Origin of the sequence: Novosphingobium anseongense (genome assembly GCF_037482895.1) — a bacterium.
Lineage (GTDB): Bacteria > Pseudomonadota > Alphaproteobacteria > Sphingomonadales > Sphingomonadaceae > Novosphingobium > Novosphingobium anseongense.
On sequence record NZ_JBBHJZ010000001.1, the window covers coordinates 86,388 to 103,611 of the forward strand.

The following is a 17,224-nucleotide window of genomic DNA, read 5'->3' on the forward strand; positions in this document are numbered from 1 at the left end:
CCCGGTTAAAGCGTGCTGGTGAGATGGCCCCCGTCGACCACGATCGTGGAGCCGGTCATGTAGGCTCCCGCGTCGGAGGCGAGGAGGAGAAGTGGTCCGTCGAGGTCTGGCAGGCTACCGAAGCGGCGTTGCGGCACGCGCTTCATCATGGCCTGGCCGAGGTCGCCCGACAGGAAGGCATCGTTGAGGTCGGTCTCGAAATAGCCGGGTGCCAGCGCGTTGACGCGGATCTTGAAGCGCGCGAATTCGAGCGCGAGGACCTTGGTCAGCTGGATAACGCCGGCCTTGGATGCGGCATAGGAGGCCACGGCACCCGCCTGGCGCAGTCCGAGGATCGAGGCGACGTTGACGATCGACCCGCCGCGGCCGTGCGCCTTCATCCCGCGCGCGGCCGCCTGAGCGACGAGGAACACGCCCTTGAGGTTGGTATCGACGACCTGATCCCAATCGGCCTCGGTCATGTCGATCGCCGGTCCGTCTGCTACGACGCCGGCGTTGTTCACCAGAATGTCGGTTTCGGCGAAGACCGATGCGGCGGCTGCGATCGAGGCGGGGGACGTGACGTCGAGCGCGAGCGTGTCGCAGGCGCCGCCGATTTCGCTCGCCGCTTCGGCAAGCTTTTCGACCCGCCGCGCCGCCAGGGTGACGTGGGCGCCGGCCTCGGCGAGTACCTTGGCGAAATGGAGGCCGAGGCCCGAGGAGGCGCCGGTGACGAGCGCGCGCTTGCCCGCGACCGAGAAGCGATCGGCGGTGCTCATGCGGTTTCTCCGGCCTTGACGATGACCTTGCCGGTTACCTGGCGGTCCATCATCGCGCGGATCGCTTCGCCGCCTTGGGCGAGCGGGTAGCGCGCCGATATCAGCGGCTTGATCCGGCCTTCGGCGAGCATGGCGTAGAGCTCGGCCATGTTCTGCTGGTGCAGATCGGGCGTGCGCGCGACGAAATCGCCCCAGAACACGCCGACGATGCTCGCGCCCTTGATCAGCGGCAGGTTGAGCGGAAGCTTCGGGATCTCGCCGCCGGCAAAACCGATCACGAGATAGCGACCGCCCCAGCCGATCGTGCGGAAGGCAGGATCGGCGAGTTTGTCGCCGACCGGATCGTAGATCACGTCGACGCCCTTGGGCGCGAGTGCCTTGACCGCGGTCTTGAGGTCGGCGGTGGTGTAGTTGATCGTCTCGTCGGCGCCGTGGGCCTTGGCGATAGCCAGCTTTTCCTCGGTCGAAGCGGCGGCGATCACGCGCGCGCCCATCGCCTTGCCGATCTCGACTGCGGCGAGGCCAACGCCGCCGCTCGCGCCGAGCACGAGCAGGGTCTCGCCCGGCTGGAGGTTCGCGCGCTGCTTAAGCGCGTGGTGCGAAGTGCCGTGGGCCAGGGTGATCGCCGCCGCGACGTCGAGATCGACGCCGTCGGGGATCGGCGTGGTCGAGGCGGCCTTGGCGACGACATATTCGGCAAAGGCGCCCCAGTTGGTCAGCGCAGATACCGTGTCGCCGAGGGCGAAGCCGGTCACGCCTTCGCCGAGCGCGGTCACCGTGCCCGAAAGCTCGCCGCCGGGGGCGAAGGGCAGGGCGGGTTTGAACTGGTACTTGTCGAAGATGATCAGCGAATCCGGGAAATTCAGCCCGGCGGCGTGGATCTTGATGAGGACTTCGCCGGGGCCGGGCTGCGGCACCGGGGCATCGCTGCGCAGCTTGAGCGCTTCGGGTGGGCCGTGCTCTTCGCAGAGCAGCGCGGTCATCGTAGTGGGTATGGAGGTGTTGTCGGTCATGGGGCTCACATTGCGGAAAGGCCGCCGTCGAGCTTGAGCTCGGACGCGGTCATCATCGAACTGTCGTCGGAAGCGAGATAGAGCACGGCTTTGACCACGTCCTCGACCTCGCCGATGCGGCCGATCGGCACCTGCCGGGCCAGCTTGCCGAGGATCTCGTTGCGGTCGCGGTCGCCGACGAAGCCGTCGAGCAGCGCAGTGCGCACGAAGGTCGGGTGGATCGAATTGCAGCGGATCGGCCAGCCCTTGCGCGCGCAGTGCAGCGCCACCGACTTGGTCAGCATCCACAGCGCGGCTTTCGAGGCGTTGTAAGCGGCCATGTTGTGCGAGGCGATCATCGCCGAGATCGACGACATGTTGACGATCGAGCCCGGACCGCTCTCGCGCATCAGCGGCAGGGCATATTTGCAGCCGAGGAACGGCCCGTCGGCATTGATCGCCATCGAGCGCCGCCAGGTCTCGAGGTCGAGGTCCTCGACCGAGCCGACCGCGACGATACCGGCGTTGTTGACCAGCACGTTGAGGCCGCCGAAGCGCTCGCCGCAGGCGGTGATGGCGGCTTGCCAGTCTTCCTCGTTGGTAACGTCGAGTGCTTGCGCGGCGGCCCGGCTTTCGCCCCACACGGCCGCGATGCGATCCGCCGTGGCCTGCGCGCCGGCGCCATCGCGGTCGGTCGCGAGCACGCTCGCACCCTCGCGCGCCAGGCCTTCGGCGATGGCTGCGCCGATCCCCTGCGCAGCACCAGTCACCAGCGCCACTCGTCTTTCGAGGCGGAGCGCGGTCATCGTTTCTCGCTGAATTTGAACGTCGTGCGAATCATTCCGGGTCCTCTCCGGTCGGCCTTACGATCCGATGCGCTATCATGGAACAATTTCGTGGGGCTATATCACCTGCACGAATTGTCAGTATGCTCGCGTGCCCGGGCAACGCTCTTTCCTGCAAGCCAGGCTTGACTGGTCATCTGGCCGACAATCGCGTAGGGCAATGTCAAGGTCGATCGGAGTTCGCAGGACAGATGGAGGAGTTGTCGGGAGAGGGCGCGAGCCACTCCGTCTATCGCGGTATCCTCGAAGCGCTCGAGGCCGGATCGGTCATTCCGGGGCAGCGCCTCATCGAATCCGAGCTCTCCGCGCAATTCGGCGTAGGCCGCAACGCCGTGCGCGAGGCCATGCAGCGGCTGGCGGCGCGCGGTGTCGTCAATCTGCACCGCAACCGCTCCGCATCGATACGCCAGATCGATACCGACGAGGCGAACGAAATTTTCGACGTCTCGGGTGCGATGACCGAGCTGCTGTTCGGCCTAGCGGCTGCGCAATATGATTCCGACCGGCATCAGACCGAATTGCAGGGTGCACTCGACGACTTGAAGGCAGCCTATGCCGACGGCAAGGAGTTCGTCTTCAGCCGCGCGCGCCGCGGGCTCTATCGCGTCGTCCTCAAGATCGCCGACAACCGTGAACTGAGCCGCATATTCCCCGCTGTCGGGACGCACATCATCAACGCGAAGTACCAGTCGCGCAAATTGCAGGCCATCCGCATCCGCGACTATCAGAAGATGGTCGCAGCCGTGATCGATGGCAACGTCAAGCGCGCCGGGGCGCTGGCGCGCAAGCATAACGAGGCCGTGCGCGAGGCGGTCAGCGAACATGCTGCTTTCCATCAGCGGCCCCTGCTCGGCAACCGCAAAAGCCCGGCCGGACTCTGATATTCGCACTCGAAAACAAGGCCTTGGTGGCCCCTCTGTTCGTCGATGGCAGTTTTCCGGGCTTTGCACCGTGGAAACGCGCCGCGATGCCGTCAGCCGAGCATCTGGCGCGATGGTCCGATGATTTACGCTTAGGACTTTGCAAAAAATGGGGTTAGCCTGCGCCTCCCAATACACAGGAGGGGACCTTATGAAGCGTTCGATCATTTGCTTGACTGCTCTCGCAGCATTCTCGCTGGCCGGCTGTGGCAAGAAGGAAGATGCTGCCGCCGAAGCCACCGAAGCGAGCAGTGAAGCCGCCGCGGCTGCTGGCGAAGCCAGCGCTGCCGCCGGTGAAGCAAGTGCAGCGGCGAGCGACGCAGCCATGGCGCCCGAGGGTGCTGCCAAGGAAGCTGCCGGCGATCACGCTGCTGCCGCGGGCGACAAGGCCGAAGCGGCTGGCGAAAAGGCCGAAGCTGCTGGCGAGAAGGCCAAGGACGCAGCTCACTAAGCTGCGTTGGAACCCGGGCGCGTGGACCCGCCCGGGTTCTCCTGGCCGCGCGGCATGAGCCCCGGCCATCCCCACACCATCAACCGTCCTGCCGAAGCCGCTTTGTCCAGCGTGCTTCGGCGGACATCCCGGCTCTTCGGGCCATCAGACCTTCCAGTCGATCACCCCATAGTCTGCGTTCGGCCAGCCGAGCACTTCGCGCGCGGCCTCGCCGTCGCGATAGCGTATGAGGTTGATGCCGCCGGTCTTGAGATCGTGCGATGGCGATGCAGCGCCACCGGGCTGGTTCTCCCAATCCTCGAAGACATAGGCGGGTTCGATCGCGATCCGCCAGATTGGGCGTTCGCGGCTCGCTTCGCGTAACATAGCGTCGAGCTTGGCGCGCGCTTCGGCCGGCCAGTAGAACAGGCAGGCCGAGTGGAACACGCAGAGCGGGTCGCGCGTGCCGGCCAGCGCCGCCGGCAGATGAACCAGTGCATCGCCCTCCATCATGCGGATGTCGGTCTGCGCGACGATGCCGAGCGCGGTAGCCAGCCGCTGCTGCTCGGCGCGCAATTCGGGGAAGCAGAGCGCGAGCAGCCAGCGGCGCTCGTCTTCGGATCGCGCGTCGATCGTGTGGAGGTCGATGCCCGTGCGCGTGCCCACGCGCGGGATGAACAGTTCGGGCCCGTCATGCAGTTCGCCTTTGAGAAGCAGCGGCGCGTCGGGGGCGCCGATCACGCCCTGGTTGTCTAGTTCGTAGGCGAACTTGTCGAAGGCCAGAAGCACGCCGCCGCTGCAGCCGATCTCGATCAGGTTCAGCGGCTCGCCGGCTTCGCGCGCGACGATGCACATCGGCGGCAGCAGCGCGCGGCAGCGCTCGGCATAGGTTGTCTGGACCGTGCGCGTCTCCAGGAGTTCGCGGATCTCGTCGCGGTGCGCGCGGCAGAAGCGGACAAGTTCAGGATAGGCCCGATCGGCGGGCAGCGGATCGTCGTCGAGCGTTGCGAAATAGCGCGCGAGCGGATCCGCAGGATCGCGCAGCAGCACATAGTGCACGGCCGAGAACAGGTGTGTCGCCGCCGCCGCGCCCATGCCGTCGCCGGCGAGCGCGAGCATCCCGGGATCGGACACGACCTCTCGGCAGAAGGCTTCATAGAGCGGCGCGCGCATCGTGCGGAAGATCTGCTCGCTCGCGCGGAAGCCCGCGGCGATGTCGTCGTGGCGGTTTTCTCCGGTAAGGGCCGAGGTCATGACGTCACTCCCGTATCGATGATCTGGCGCTTGCCCGGCAGATGGAACGAGCGATCGTCGCGAGCGCGGAAATTGAGGAAATGGACGCCTTCGGGCCCGGCGGTGAAGCCGTAGAACACACCGCCGGCGATATAGAGGCTCGCGCCCGCGCCGATCGTCCGCGTGCCGACCTTCATCTCGCCCGATAGCACGTAGATGATCTCGTCCTCGTCGTGGCTGTGGAGCGCGACCTCCTCGTGCGGATGCATGCGCAACTCGACAAGCTGCGGCGTCGTCTCGCTGCCTGGCTCGCGGATCTTGTAGGCACTCGCCGGTCCGCCGTCGGGCAGGAGCGCGCGGGCTTCGGCATGCTCGGCCCGGACCGGCGATATTTGCCACGGCTTCTGCTCGGGCGTGGTTATGCGGACCTTGGCCATCAGGCGCTCTCCTTTTCCCTTACGGCGCGCGCGAAGTCGCGGATCAGCGCGGTGACCGCCTCGGGTCGCTCCATCATGCTGAAGTGGCCGGTCTCCGGCAGGACCACGACCTGCAGGCTCGGCAGCGCTGCGCGCAGGCCGTCGAGGTAAGGGCTGGTCTCGGTGCTGCGGACGAAGGAACGGCGCGGCGTGAACTTGTCGTGATAGGTGCTCTGGATCGCCAGCACGGGCAGGTCTGCGGGCAGGCTGGCAAACACCGTGTCGGCGCGGTCGCGGTCCCACTCCTCGAGCGCGCGGGCCGCGGCCCACATCACCGCTTCGGGCGGGGAGGACATCGTCGCGATCACCCGCGCGCGGACCGCGGCATCGGCAAAAGGGCCGATCGTCTTGTCGAGGATCGCGGCGAGGCTGCGGTCTTCATCGGGTGGCGGCGCCACGGCTGGAGAAGACACCGTGGCGGCCTGGCTTCCCAGCGTCCGGCTGCCGTCGAGCAGCACGAGGCCGGCAGCGTTGGCGGGCTTTTGCCAGACCGCCTCGGCGGCGATCCGAGAGCCCAGGCTGTGGCCGACGATCACCGCGGGGGCGAGATCGAGCGCATCGACCAGCGCGTTGACGTCGGCCGCCCAGCGCGCGATCGAAAGGTTTCCATCGGCACCGTCCGAACGGCCGTGGCCGCGGAGATCGAACGTCAGAACGGCGAATGCCCGCTCGAGCGCCGCAGCCTGGAGCGCCCAGTCGCTGCCGGCGCAACAACCGCCGTGGATCAGTACCACGGCCGGTCGGCCTTGCCCGGCCAGTCTATAGTCGAGGCGCGTGCCGTCGAGGGTCAAGCCTGGCATGGCGCCCCCAGGCATTGACTTGCGACGGGCCTGCGGGTGATCTCTCGGCGTGCAGGAACGGCGATCACGTCCGCCCGCTGCGGGAGATGCCAAAGGTGCAAGTCCAGTTCGATCCGCGGATCGTTCCCGATCCCTATGCGCCTCTGGCGGCCGGACCGGCGGACGCGCGGGGTTCGTTCGAGCGCCAGCGCATGCGGCGCGCGGCGATCCTCGCGACGACGCGTCGCGTGCTTGCGCAAGGCCCCGAAGGCTTCACCCTGCGCCGGGTCGCCGACGAGAGCGGCGTTACCGTCCAGACCTTGCGCAACGCCTTCGGCAAGCGTGACGAATTGCTCGTCACCGCCATCAACGAGCACACGAGCGCGGTCTGGCATGCGCTCGGTGGTTTCTCGCGCGGCGCGACGCTGTTCCTCGATCTTGCCGAGATGTATTTCCACTGTGCCGCGGCGACGCCAAAGTTCCTGCGCGCGATGGTCACCTCGGCCGTGGGCAGCGCGCAGCCGCTCGCCGTGCTTCAGCGCCACGGCTCCGCCATCAAGCTCGCGCATCTGCGTCGGCTCGTCCGCGAAGGCAGCGTTCGGCCGGGCGCGGATATCGAGGCGCTGGGCGCGCAGATCACGCGGCTCAACACCTTCATGATGTACGAATGGGCCGCGGGCGGCGCCGCGCAGGAACTGCGCGAGCAGATGGTCGCGGGCAACCGACTGCTGCTGCTGGGCGCGGTCAGCGCGGCCGCGGCGCCGCAGCTCGAAGCCTGGCAGATGAGCGCGGCGGCCTAGTCCTCTCATGTCGCGTCGTCAGCATTGCGGAAGCGCGTCTCGAACTCGGTGAAGGCGTCGAGCCCGAGCAACTTCATGATCCCGCCGGGAGCGGTGATTTCCGGCGGCACTAACGCGCGATAGGCGGCTTCGCTGCCGCTGCGGCGCAGTTCGACGAAAGAGCGGTAGAGTGCGTTGACTGCGGCCTCGATCGGCCCGCCGGTCAGCCCGAGCACGCGATATCCGATCGCGGCCATGTCGGCGGCGGTATAGCCATCGGGGATCAGCACGCCCTTGACCGGCCCGTCGATCGCGCCCGCCAGGCGGGCGTAGACTTCCATCTGGTCGTCGGGCGAAAGCGCCGTGATCGGCCGGCCGTCGACCAAGAAGCAGATCGGCATGGCCAGATCTGCGCCGGCCGCCAGGTAGCGATTGCAGCGCTCGATCAGCGCGTCGAAGCCGAGCACGTCGGCATCCGAGCGGGCAATGATCATGAAATCGGAATCTCGCCGCGCCGCGAGGGCGGCACCCAGCCGTGCGAGTTGTTCTTCGACGCTCACGACCGATCGCCCCTCGATCGCGGGGCAGCGCTTGGGACCCTGCTGATCCTCGATCTGGATTCCGGCGATCCCCGCATCTTCCATTTCGCGAACCAGCCGCGCCACGTTGTGGACGCCGCCGAAGCCGGTCTCGCCGTCGCAGGTGATCGGCAGGTCGACCGCGCCGGTGATGCGGCGGGCCTGATCGACCAGTTCGCTCAAGGTCAGCAGGCCGATGTCGGGCCGACCGAGCAGCGCTGCCTCCACCCCGAAGCCGCTGATCGCCAGCGCCTCGAATCCGGCATGCTCGGCCAGGCGGGCCGACAGCGCGTCGTAGCAGCCCGGCATCACGAGGCAGGCGTGTTGCGCCATCAGCGCGCGGAAGCGGGCGCCGGCGCTCATGCGACGAGCTCCGAGAGGTCGGCCAGCGTTTCGAGCGCACGCAAGCGCTCGAGCAGGGCCGGGCCTTCGGCGACCTGCCCATGGCGCGCGCAGTCGAGGAACTTGGCGTCGAGATCGGCGTCGCACAGCGGCAGCCGGGCGTGACCGCGCGGGTAGCGGATCGGGCCGGAGTCGAGCCGGCCACCGTCGCGCGTTTCGATCCGGACGCGGTCGAACCTCGCGAGGCCGGGTTGCTCGGGGCATTCGTCGTCGACCAGCTCGGTCTCGGTCAATGCATATAGCGCGGCGATCTCGGGGCGGTGGATATAGTCGTCGGAGAGCTGGGCGAAACCCACCGCGCGGTCGGTCAGTGCCGCGGCGACATTGTGGTTCAGGCTGAAACGCGCCTGGGTACTGGTCTCGGGATGGGGGAAGCGCAGAGTGGCGGCGGGCGCCCGGCCAAGAGCGACCGTGATGCGCGCCACGTCCTCGGGGCGTAGCCGTTCCTGGATTGCGAGATCGATCACCCCGTCGATGGCGCGGTGCGAGGCGTAGCAGACCGGATAGCGCTTGACCGAAAGGCCCTCGCTCAGCAGCCGCAGGTCATCGGCCTTGGCGGCGAGGCGCAGCGGGCCGTCGACATCGACCGCGCCGCCGGGGGAGATCGCGCGCAGGAAACCGTGCGGACTTTCGAGCGCGGTCGGCGAGCCGGTGAGGCCGGCGCGGGCAAGGCTTACGGCCTCGATCGCGCTCGCGGCGGCGCGGCCGGCCTGAAGCGGCTTGGCGGGGGAGCCGAAATTGGCGATGAGCCCGCCAGCGAAGCTCGCCGCCATGGCGATCGCGTGGGTCGCAGTCTCCGCGTCGAGTCGGTTGAGCGCGGCCGCGGCTACGGTCGCGGCGACAGTGCCGAGCATCGCCGTGGGGTGCCAGGCACCGAGATGATAGCTGCCGCTCTCGCGCCGGCCGAGCTCTGCCCAGGCCTCGTAACCCAGCGCATAGGCGCGCAGCGCGTCGCCGCCCGAACGGCCGAGCCGCTGGGCTTCGGCGAGGATTGCGGGTACCAGCACGACGCTCGGATGGCCGTGCACGGCGACGTCGTCATAGTCGAGCACGTGGCCGGCCATGCCGTTGAGCAGCGCGGCGTCGCGCGCCGCGAGGCGACGACCGCCGAGCAAGGATCGCGCTTCGCCGCCTTCGACCAGACTTTCCGCAAGCAGGCCAACCGGCGGTTCGCACCAGCCGGCCAATGCAACGCCGATCGTGTCGATGAAGGCGCGCGTCGCGGCATCGAGCGCGGGGTGGCCGGGCGGTACGGCGGGGCCCTGCGCGGCCAAGCGCGCCAGTCCCGCTGTCAAACCCGTGTCGGCCACCGTCGTCTCCCGATCGATCCTCGTTCTGGGTCATCGCGGCTTGCCGGCGGCATGGCCAGAGCGACACCCGGGTTTTATTTGCTACTTTCGCCGGAAAGCAAAGTGATGGCCCGCCGAACGCGACCCGATCCGCTTAGAGGTAGCCTCAACAGGAGGTCTTGCGATGCCGATCACGATCATGCCGGTGCAGGGGGATTTCGTCGCACGCGTCACCGGTGTCGATCTGCGCCAACCGCTGTCCGCCGAGGACCGCGACGCGATCGTGCGCGCCTGCGATGCCTTCGGCGTCCTCGTCTTTCCCGGGCAACTGCTTGAAAAGGAGGAACTCGTCGCTTTCGGCCATGCCTTCGGCGAGGTCGACACGACCTTGCAGACGAAGCTCCTCAACCACGTGCAGAACCGGCTCGGCATGGACACGATCACCGACATCTCGAACGTCGATGCCGAAGGGCAGGTGGCAGGCCCCGAGCACTGGCAGACGATCACCACGATAGGCAACCGCTTCTGGCACAGCGACGGCTCGTACAAGCATCAGCCGATCCGCTACTCGATCCTCAACGCGGTGACCGCGGTCGAACGGGGCGGCGAGACGCAATATGCCGATCTGCGCGCGGCCTACGACGATCTCGACCCTGTCACGCGCGACTGGATCGCCGACAAGGTGGGCCAGTTCTGGTCGCACAACACGCGCGACATGCTCAAGATCCCCGATACCGAAGCAGAACGCAGCGCCTTTCCCAAGGCGCGCTGGCCGCTGGTGCGCGTCCATCCGGGCTCGGGCCGCAAGGTCCTGTGGTGCGACAGCAAGACTTACGCGATCGAGGGCCTGCCGCTGCCCGAGGCGCGCGCATTGGTACACGACCTGATCGAGCACATCGGCCAGCGCGAGCATGTATATAGCCACCACTGGACGTCGGGCGACCTGGTCATGGCCGACAACCGTTGCACCGTGCATCGCGGTCGACGGTTCGATCACAGCGAACGTCGGGAGATGCGCCGGGTCGAAACGACAGACGATTCGCTCTCGCTTGGCGAAGCGGCCTAGGTCACGACCGCTTCGAGGATCCGGATCGTTCCCGCGTCGGCGTCGATCTCGGCGCGGATGCCCACGGGCAGGCTGACCTGGTTGGCGACGTGGCCGAACGGCGCGCCCTGGAACGCGGGCACGCCCAGCGGCTTGAGGTGGTTATCGAGGATCTCGGACAGGCTGAAGCCGATCCCCGGGGAATCGTCGGTGCCGCAATTGGTGCACTGGCCGAAGACCACGCCTGCGACCTTGCCGAGAAGGCCGCTGAGCGCGAGCTGGGTCATCATCCGGTCGATCCGGTATTCGGCCTCGTCGACCTCCTCGAGGAACAGGATCGCGCCGGTCATGTCGGGCATGTAGGGCGTGCCGACCATCGCCGCGAGCACGGCCAGGTTGCCGCCGAGCAGCCGGCCCGAGGCCTTGCCGCTGCCGAAGGTGCGCACGCGGCCGCGACGCGGAACCAGGCGATCCTCGCCGCCCCCGGGCATACGCCAGGTCGGCGTCTCGGCATCGAACGCCAGGCGCTTGAATGAATCCCAGGAAAGCGCGCCCCAACTGCTCGACAAGGTCGGGCCGTGGATCGATGGGCAGCCGGTCTTCGCGGCGAGGGCGAGATGCAGCGCGGTCACGTCGCTGAAGCCGACGAGCAGCTTGGGATTGGCGCGGATCGTGTCGAAGTCGAGATAGGGCAGGGTGCGGGCCGAGCCCCAGCCGCCGCGGACCGCGAAGATCGCGCGCACATCACGGTCGGCAAACATCGCGTCGACGTCGTCTGCACGCTCTTGGTCGGTGCCCGCGAGATAGCCGTAGCGCTTCATTACGTGCGGCGCCGGTTTGGGAACGAGGCCCATGGCGCGCACGGTGTCGAGGATCGCCTCGAGGTCGAAGCGGTCCACGGTGAAGCCGGCCGGCTCGATGAGTCCCACTGTGTCGCCCGGGCGCAGCCGCGGCGGCTTGCGCGTGAGGGGCGCGGGCGCGGCAGCCGGAATGCCGGTGGACGAGCTTACGGCTGCGGCGCTCAAGGCTGCCAGCGCGGTGCGTCGATCGAGCATGACGTAGGTCTAGCAGCAAAGCTCATGCCTCGCGACGGCAATCGCCTTGGCGTTTCCCGGCATTTCCACCGCTATCACATTGACGTGAGCCACTGTGTATCGCATCAGCGCGCGATATCGCCGATGGGTGGGATCGCGCGCCGTTCGAACGTCGCGGACAGACAGGGGGATTTCGAAGTGCCTTCAACTTTCGTGCGCAATGTTCTGGCGCTCGCCTGTGCGGCACTGGCCGTTGGCGGTTGCCATCGCGCGGCCCAGCCGATCGAAGAGGCCATGGTCGCCAACGGCGACGAGTGGCCGAGCTGGGGCCGCACGGGCCACGAAACGCATTATTCGCCGCTCGATGAGATCGACGCCGACAACGTCGGCGATCTCAAGCTCGCCTGGCATTTCGATCTCGAGCCCGGTTATACGCCGACGACGCCGCTGATGGCCGAGGGCAAGGTGTTCATCACCACCGGCCACTCGCTGATCCGCGCGCTCGACGCGGTCAGCGGCAAGGAGCTGTGGCAATACGACGCCGGCACGCGCGCGCGCGCCACCTCGCCGCTGGACATGTCGTGGGGCAACAAGGGCATCGCCTATTCGGAAGGCCGCGTGTTCCTCGGCACCAGCGACGGCTATGTCGTCGCGCTCGATGCCAAGACCGGCAAGGAAACCTGGAAGGCGCAGGACTTCCCCACGGACGATCTGCGCACGATAAGCGGGGCGCCGCGGGTGTACGACGGTAAGGTCATCATCGGTCACGGCGGCGCCGATATCAGCCCGCTGGAGGGCTTCGTTTCGGCCTATGACGCCAAGACGGGCAAGCTCGCCTGGCGCTTCTACACGGTGCCGGGCGACCACGACGATGCCACCAATCGCAAGGCCCAGGAGGTCATGCGCAAGACCTGGCCGAGCGGCTGGAAGAACCCCGACGGCACGCGCCGCGGCGGTGGCGGCACGATGTGGAACGCCTTCAGCTACGATCCCGAGCTCAACCTGATCTTCCTCGGCGTCGGCAACGGCTACCCCTACAACCAGAACCTGCGCAGCCCGGGCGGCGGCGACAACCTGTTCCTGTCGTCGGTCGTCGCGGTGAATGCGAACACCGGCGAATATGTCTGGCACTATCAGGTCTGCCCGGCCGAGCAGTGGGACTGCACCGCCACGACCGACATGACGCTTGCCGAGCTCGAGATCGACGGCAAGCCGCGCAAGGTGCTGATGCAGGCGCCGAAGAACGGCTTCTTCTACGTGATCGACCGCAAGACCGGCCAGTTCATCTCGGCCGAGAAGATCGCCAAGGTCACCTGGGCCGATCGCATCGATCAGAAGACCGGCCGTCCGGTCGAGAACCCGGGCATCCGTTACAACGGCAAGCCCGGACTGTTCGAGATGTGGCCTGGGCCGACGGGTGCGCACTCCTGGCAGCCGCAGGCCTACAGCCCGCTCACGGGCCTCGTCTACGTTCCGGTGATCGAGCAGGGCGCGGTTATCGGCGACATGGCGCCCGGCGAGAAGGGGCTGTCTGCCGGCATGGGCGTGACGCTCTTGCCCGAAGCTGGGCTCAAGGAAGGTGCCCACGCCTGGCTGCGCGCCTGGAACCCCGTGACGCAGAAGCTCGCCTGGCAGAAGGAGCTTCCGGGCTCCTGGCCTGCGGGCGTGATGACCAGTGCGGGCGGTCTCGTGTTCCAGGGACGCATGGATGGCAAGTTCGTCGCCTATGATGCCAAGAACGGCGCTGAAGTCTGGTCGTTCGACGCGCAGGCGCCGATCGTCGGCGCACCGATCACCTGGCGCATGAACGGCAAGCAGTACGTCACCGTCATCACCGGTGCCGGCGGTCAGGGCGCGGGCATGCAGAGCCTGGGCAACCAGGAACTCAACACCGACTATCGCCTGCCACGCCGCGTGCTCACTTTCGCGCTGGGCGGCACCGATACTCTGCCCAAGCTCGATTGGCCCGAGCCGACGCCACCTGTCGATCCCGAGTTCAAGCCTGATACGGCGCGGGCTCAGGCGGGGGCTATCCTGTTCGGCACACGTGCCTGCCTGGTCTGCCACGGCTGGAACGCGGTCGCTTCCGGGGCGGCGCCCGACCTGCGGCTCTCGCCGGTGATCCTCGACGCTGCGGCCTTCCGCACGATCGTCAAGGAAGGCGGACTCAAGCTCAACGGCATGCCGCAGTTCCCGGACTTCTCCGATCAGGAACTCGAAACCCTGCGCTTCTTCCTGCGGACCCGTGCGAGCACGTTCCAGGCCGAGCGTGCGGCGATGATAGCGAAGCGCGCGGCGGCGGGCGGCTCGAACGCCAAGGCGGCCGACTATGCCGGCAAGTGGAACATCGTGGTCCAGTCGCCGGTCGGCGCTACCCCTGCCGTGCTCGAACTTGTCGCCAGCGGCGACACGCTGCGCGGCAAGGTCTCGGCCGAGCAGGGCACGGTCGACGTCAGCGGCAAGGTGGAGAAGGGCCGCGCGACCTTTTCGGGCAAGGCCAGCATGCCGATGCCGATCACGGTCGGCTACGATCTGACGCTCAAGGACGGAAAGCTGATCGGCGAGAGCTCGAACGGACCCTTCGGTACTTTCCCGGTGACCGGCACCAAGGCTCCCTGAATTCGGCCTTTTTCTGCGATTTTCATCGTCCGCGCGTACCCCGCGCGGGCGATGAGGCGCGCCTGTAGACCAAGGTCGTAGCACTTGCTTGGTTTAGGGCTAGTATTTCCACGTGGGTTTTGTCATCAAACGACAACCATGTGTCGCGGAATGTGAAGCACGCGGTTCGTGGTTAATGTAGGGAACCAACAAGCCCGGGCAGTAGCTCGGACGGCTTCCAGCATGCGAGGTGCGCTCGAATGTTGATAACGTTTTGTCTTGTGGCGCTTTTTATCGGTTCACATGAGGTGCGACGTTTCGGACTGCGGTCCCCTGCTGGAAGATTAGCTGGATAGCACGCCTGCCCCCAGGTTGCCGTCCCCGGTCACGCTAGTTCGAGAAGATGTGAACTTAACGATGTACGATCTTGTTTTCACTATCGATCAAGACGTGAAGCGTCGCGCTTCGCTTTCCTTCTTCCTGAACAACCACGGCACCTTTGCCGAACCGTTCGAGACCATCGACGAGTTCATCGGCTGCTGGCCCAAGTCGGGCGTGATCCTGATCCATGACGAGGGCAACGCGGTTGCATCGCTCATGCATGAGATCTGCAGCCGCCACACATGGCTGCCCGTCGTCGCCTATTCCGAGAATCCCGATCCCTCGCGGATCGTCGAGGCGGTTCTCGGCGGCGCCATCGGCTATGCCAACTGGCCCGGCTGCGGCGATGCCCTGCTCGACGCCATCCGCAACGCCGGCACCCGCTCGGGCGCGGCGATCGCCGCCGGCTCGCGCAAGACGATGGCGCTCAGCCGGATCGAGAAGCTTTCCAAGCGCGAGCGCGAGATCCTGGCCGGTATGGTCGAGGGGCTCAGCAATCGTTTGATCGGCAAGCACCTGTCGATCAGCCCGCGCACGGTCGAGCTGCATCGCGCCAACCTGCTGAGCAAGATCGGCGCCCGCCACAGCGCCGAAGCGATCCGCCTGGCGATCGAAGCTTCGCTGCCCGCGTTCGAGCCGGTCGTCCTCGACGCCGCCTGACGCATCGATCCAACACAGAAAAACGGCGGTTCCGCAAGGAGCCGCCGTTTTTCTGTGCGCTGACGATGCGTGAAAAGCACCGTCGCCCAAACGCCGAGAGCGCAGCGCCGTGACCGGGGCTCCCATGCCGCCCGGTTACGGAGCTGCGCTCTGCGTGCGCGATATGTCTGGTTGCGGGCGCCCGGTACGGAGGCAAATACGTACCGGGTGCGTCGCGTCAGTTCGGCTTGATCTGCACCTTGTCCCCGGTCCCGTCGGCTTCTCCGCCGATCTGGTCCCAAGGCTGCTCCTCGTCGTCGGTTTCTTCGACCGCGAGGAGTTCGTAGAGGCGGGTGCGGAGCACGTCGACGCCGATCGACGACATCGCGCTGTCCGGGCAGTCCGCCTGGAGGATTGCGGCAAGCGAGCGCTGCTTCTGCGCGATCAGGTCGATCGTCTGTAGCTCTTCCGTGTGGCGCTGGACCACGTCGGCATTGCCACAAAGGATCGTCCCCAGCGTCTCGATGTCGAGGCTGAGATCGAGCAGCACGTCAGCGATCGCCCGGATGTGGGGCCCGCTCAGAAGGGGCCCGCCCGAGGGGGTGGGAACCTCTTCCATCATCATGCAGCGTGCGCCAGCTCTTCGGCGTCGGCGTTGAGCGCCTGCAGGTTGAGCACCATGACCATGCGGTCCTCGATCGCCGAGAGGCCTTCGAGGAAGGGCACGACGCCATCCTGCGACATCGCCGGCGGCGGCTGCAGCGTGTCTGCGGCGATCGTGACGATGTCGCTGACCGAGTCGACGATCAGGCCGCGTGCCTGGCCGGCATACTGGGTGACGATGATCGCGTGGCGCGGCGTCGCCTCGGTCGGTTCCCAGCCGAGACGCGCAGCGAGATCGACCACGGGCAGCACGGTGCCGCGCAGGTTGACCACGCCGGCGACGTAGTTCGGGACGCGCGGCAGGCGGGCGGTCGGCGACCACGCGCGGATTTCGCGGATCGCCATGATGTCGATCCCGAAGAGCTGGTCCGCCACCTCGAAGGTGATGAGTTCACGGTGCATGGGTCTGTAATCCTCTGGGATCAGTGAGAGACGCGGCGGACTGCCGCGATGAGCTTCTCGGTGTCGAAAGGCTTGACGATCCAACCGGTCGCGCCAGCCTGGCGGGCGCGAGCCTTCTTCTCGTCCGAGCTCTCGGTCGTCAGCACCAGGATCGGCCGGTCGCGATGGCGGCTGCCACCACGCAGGCGTTCGATCAGGCCGAAGCCATCGAGCCGAGGCATGTTGATGTCAGTGATGACCACATCAGCCTCGTTGCTCGCAAGCCACTCTAGGGCCTCGATGCCGTCTTCAGCCTGCACCACGTCAAAGCCGTTGGTGCTCAGCGCATGGTTCAGAAGCGCTCGCATGGATGCGCTGTCGTCTACCGTAAGTACCCGCGTTGTATCGGTCATGGGTTTGCCTCGTATAATCCTTTAAAACAGTTCGACGTCACCGGAGGAGACCTGCGGCCGCGCGACCGGTCTCTCTGGTGGCGCCATCTGAGCGTCCACGTTACGGCAGCGCACCTGGCCGGCGGCCGGTCGAAAATCGACGCGCCGGGCAAAGCTGCCGCCAAGATCGAAACGCATCAGCGGTATGCGTTCGTTCTCGAGGAACGAGCGGGCGAAGTCGGCATTTGCGCTGCCGATCGCCTTCATTCCGGTACGCAGGTTGGCGCCACCATAGAGGTGGGCCTTCATGCGACTCTTCAAGGCTCCCCAAGCCAACATGTCGTTGATCAGCATTTCCATGAGGTAAACGCCGTAGTGGACGTCGACCGCATCGGTGCCGCGACTGGAGGGAGGCTCGGCCAGGAGGAAGTGGTTCATGCCACCCACTCCGGCAATCGGATCGACCAGGCAGGCCGCGACGCAGCTGCCCAGGACGGTGTTAAGTTCGACACGGGGGTCTGTGCTGACGCGCACCTCGCCCTGCATGACCGTGACGCGGATCGCGTCCGTCGGCCCTCTGGGCTTGTCTATGGGACTCATGGAACTCATT

At 66.8% G+C, this 17,224-nt stretch carries 19 protein-coding genes; 6 read left to right on the plus strand and 13 right to left on the minus strand.

Going from position 1 to position 17,224, the window contains the following annotated elements; all coding sequences use genetic code 11:
• Positions 1 to 5: 5 nt before the first annotated feature.
• The 3 genes from WG901_RS00395 to WG901_RS00405 are packed head-to-tail and all read right to left on the minus strand — an operon-like array spanning position 6 to position 2,556.
• Entirely contained in the window at positions 6 to 758 is a 753-nt protein-coding gene (locus WG901_RS00395) for an SDR family NAD(P)-dependent oxidoreductase (RefSeq protein ID WP_339585052.1), read from the minus strand.
• Positions 755 to 1,741: an NADPH:quinone oxidoreductase family protein gene (locus WG901_RS00400; RefSeq protein ID WP_339586610.1), complete on the minus strand. Its 987-nt coding sequence runs from the start codon at positions 1,739 to 1,741 to the stop codon at positions 755 to 757. The genes WG901_RS00395 and WG901_RS00400 overlap by 4 nt, the downstream gene beginning before the upstream one ends.
• Positions 1,742 to 1,776: 35 nt before the next feature.
• Positions 1,777 to 2,556: a glucose 1-dehydrogenase gene (locus WG901_RS00405; protein ID WP_339585053.1), complete on the minus strand. Its 780-nt coding sequence runs from the start codon at positions 2,554 to 2,556 to the stop codon at positions 1,777 to 1,779.
• A gap of 77 nt (positions 2,557 to 2,633) precedes the next feature.
• Between WG901_RS00405 and WG901_RS00410 the strand changes: the two genes are divergently transcribed.
• Both WG901_RS00410 and WG901_RS00415 read left to right on the plus strand, forming a co-directional pair.
• Positions 2,634 to 3,476 carry a GntR family transcriptional regulator gene (locus tag WG901_RS00410; protein WP_339585054.1) on the plus strand — a complete coding sequence of 281 codons (843 nt, stop codon included), beginning with the start codon at positions 2,634 to 2,636 and terminating at the stop codon, positions 3,474 to 3,476.
• A 190-nt stretch (positions 3,477 to 3,666) separates the two neighbouring features.
• Positions 3,667 to 3,966, plus strand: coding sequence for a hypothetical protein (locus tag WG901_RS00415; protein WP_339585055.1), 300 nt, complete (start codon positions 3,667 to 3,669; stop codon positions 3,964 to 3,966).
• A gap of 144 nt (positions 3,967 to 4,110) precedes the next feature.
• Here WG901_RS00415 and WG901_RS00420 read toward each other — a convergent pair whose 3' ends face one another.
• From WG901_RS00420 to WG901_RS00430, 3 genes are read right to left on the minus strand one after another with little or no spacing between them, the layout of a single operon-like run.
• Positions 4,111 to 5,199: a DUF2332 domain-containing protein gene (locus tag WG901_RS00420; RefSeq protein ID WP_339585056.1), complete on the minus strand. Its 1,089-nt coding sequence runs from the start codon at positions 5,197 to 5,199 to the stop codon at positions 4,111 to 4,113.
• Positions 5,196 to 5,615: a cupin domain-containing protein gene (locus WG901_RS00425; RefSeq protein ID WP_339585057.1), complete on the minus strand. Its 420-nt coding sequence runs from the start codon at positions 5,613 to 5,615 to the stop codon at positions 5,196 to 5,198. The genes WG901_RS00420 and WG901_RS00425 overlap by 4 nt, the downstream gene beginning before the upstream one ends.
• On the minus strand, positions 5,615 to 6,454 hold the full coding sequence (locus WG901_RS00430) for an alpha/beta fold hydrolase (protein WP_339585058.1): 840 nt from the start codon (positions 6,452 to 6,454) through the stop codon (positions 5,615 to 5,617). The genes WG901_RS00425 and WG901_RS00430 overlap by 1 nt, the downstream gene beginning before the upstream one ends.
• Before the next feature lie 95 nt (positions 6,455 to 6,549).
• Here WG901_RS00430 and WG901_RS00435 point away from each other — a divergent pair, with 95 nt between their 5' ends.
• Positions 6,550 to 7,233: a TetR/AcrR family transcriptional regulator gene (locus tag WG901_RS00435; protein WP_339585059.1), complete on the plus strand. Its 684-nt coding sequence runs from the start codon at positions 6,550 to 6,552 to the stop codon at positions 7,231 to 7,233.
• 5 nt (positions 7,234 to 7,238) lie between these two features.
• Here WG901_RS00435 and WG901_RS00440 read toward each other — a convergent pair whose 3' ends face one another.
• Both WG901_RS00440 and WG901_RS00445 read right to left on the minus strand, forming a co-directional pair.
• On the minus strand, positions 7,239 to 8,153 hold the full coding sequence (locus WG901_RS00440) for an isocitrate lyase/PEP mutase family protein (RefSeq protein WP_339585060.1): 915 nt from the start codon (positions 8,151 to 8,153) through the stop codon (positions 7,239 to 7,241).
• Entirely contained in the window at positions 8,150 to 9,502 is a 1,353-nt protein-coding gene (locus WG901_RS00445; RefSeq protein ID WP_339585061.1) for an MmgE/PrpD family protein, read from the minus strand. Before WG901_RS00445 ends, WG901_RS00440 begins: the two co-directional genes overlap by 4 nt.
• Before the next feature lie 163 nt (positions 9,503 to 9,665).
• Here WG901_RS00445 and WG901_RS00450 point away from each other — a divergent pair, with 163 nt between their 5' ends.
• The gene (locus WG901_RS00450) at positions 9,666 to 10,547 is read left to right on the plus strand and encodes a TauD/TfdA dioxygenase family protein (protein WP_339585062.1); all 882 of its coding nucleotides are present in this window, start codon (positions 9,666 to 9,668) and stop codon (positions 10,545 to 10,547) included.
• Here the strand turns inward: WG901_RS00450 and WG901_RS00455 are convergent.
• Complete coding sequence (locus WG901_RS00455) at positions 10,544 to 11,581, minus strand: S66 peptidase family protein (protein WP_339585063.1); 1,038 nt, start codon at positions 11,579 to 11,581, stop codon at positions 10,544 to 10,546. The two genes, WG901_RS00450 and WG901_RS00455, sit on opposite strands and share 4 nt — an antisense overlap.
• Positions 11,582 to 11,758: 177 nt before the next feature.
• Between WG901_RS00455 and WG901_RS00460 the strand changes: the two genes are divergently transcribed.
• Entirely contained in the window at positions 11,759 to 14,179 is a 2,421-nt protein-coding gene (locus tag WG901_RS00460; protein WP_339585064.1) for a PQQ-dependent dehydrogenase, methanol/ethanol family, read from the plus strand.
• Between the two features lie 429 nt (positions 14,180 to 14,608).
• Complete coding sequence (locus tag WG901_RS00465) at positions 14,609 to 15,199, plus strand: response regulator transcription factor (RefSeq protein ID WP_264442141.1); 591 nt, start codon at positions 14,609 to 14,611, stop codon at positions 15,197 to 15,199.
• A gap of 217 nt (positions 15,200 to 15,416) precedes the next feature.
• Here WG901_RS00465 and WG901_RS00470 read toward each other — a convergent pair whose 3' ends face one another.
• The 4 genes from WG901_RS00470 to WG901_RS00485 are packed head-to-tail and all read right to left on the minus strand — an operon-like array spanning position 15,417 to position 17,214.
• Positions 15,417 to 15,797 carry a hypothetical protein gene (locus WG901_RS00470; protein WP_339585065.1) on the minus strand — a complete coding sequence of 127 codons (381 nt, stop codon included), beginning with the start codon at positions 15,795 to 15,797 and terminating at the stop codon, positions 15,417 to 15,419.
• A gap of 2 nt (positions 15,798 to 15,799) precedes the next feature.
• A complete protein-coding gene (locus WG901_RS00475; protein WP_339585066.1) occupies positions 15,800 to 16,243 on the minus strand; it encodes a chemotaxis protein CheW in 444 nt (147 codons plus the stop codon).
• 20 nt (positions 16,244 to 16,263) lie between these two features.
• Positions 16,264 to 16,635 (minus strand): response regulator, encoded by a 372-nt coding sequence (locus WG901_RS00480; RefSeq protein WP_264442144.1) that lies wholly within the window; start codon positions 16,633 to 16,635, stop codon positions 16,264 to 16,266.
• A gap of 21 nt (positions 16,636 to 16,656) precedes the next feature.
• Entirely contained in the window at positions 16,657 to 17,214 is a 558-nt protein-coding gene (locus WG901_RS00485) for a chemotaxis protein CheD (protein WP_339586611.1), read from the minus strand.
• Positions 17,215 to 17,224: the final 10 nt, after the last annotated feature.